We start from the raw sequence: 644 nt of genomic DNA on the forward strand, positions 1-644 counted from the left end.
TGGCTATAACGGCTTCCAGCAGACCTACCGGACCTGTACGCCTGCTGCCAGTATCGCGATCCGCCGCTATATCGACGAAGGCTCGCGGATCTCGCGCGACCTCACCGCAAGGTATGCGAACTAGATGAAATCACCTGCGATCGACACGGTCTTCTTCGACCTCGACGGGACGCTGACCGATCCCAAGATCGGCATCACGGGCTCGATCCAATATGCGCTCGGCAAGCTCGGGCTTCCCGTCCCGACACAGGACGAACTGACCTGGTGCATCGGCCCGCCGCTGCGTGCCAGCTTCGTGGCACTGCTTGGCGGCGAGAAAGATGCCGATCGCGGCGTTGAGCTCTATCGCGAACGCTTCGGCACTATCGGCCTGTTCGAGAACACGCTTTATGATGGCGTCATCGCGACGCTCGATACGTTGCACGCAACAGGCCGCCGGCTGTTTGTCGCCACCAGCAAGCCGCATGTATTTGCCGATCGCATCGTCGATCACTTCGGCCTGCGCCAATACTTCACGCGCGTATTTGGCTCAGAGCTCGATGGCACTCGCGTCGACAAGAGCGACCTGCTGCGTTATGCGCTCGACGAAACCTCCGCCGATCCCGCGCGAGCGATCATGATCGGCGATCGCAAGCACGACATCA

General features: G+C 60.9%; 2 protein-coding genes. Both read left to right on the forward strand.

The genetic code is table 11. From position 1 onward, the window contains the following. Window positions 1-124 (forward strand): TIGR02301 family protein (locus tag AC1DS5_RS25150; RefSeq protein ID WP_477720970.1); only part of this gene is annotated, 124 nt, incomplete at its 5' end. Beyond that, on the forward strand, window positions 125-644 hold a 520-nt coding region (locus AC1DS5_RS25155; protein ID WP_477720969.1), incomplete at its 3' end, for an HAD hydrolase-like protein.

It is taken from the genome of Polaromonas sp. P4_H1 (genome assembly GCF_056400945.1).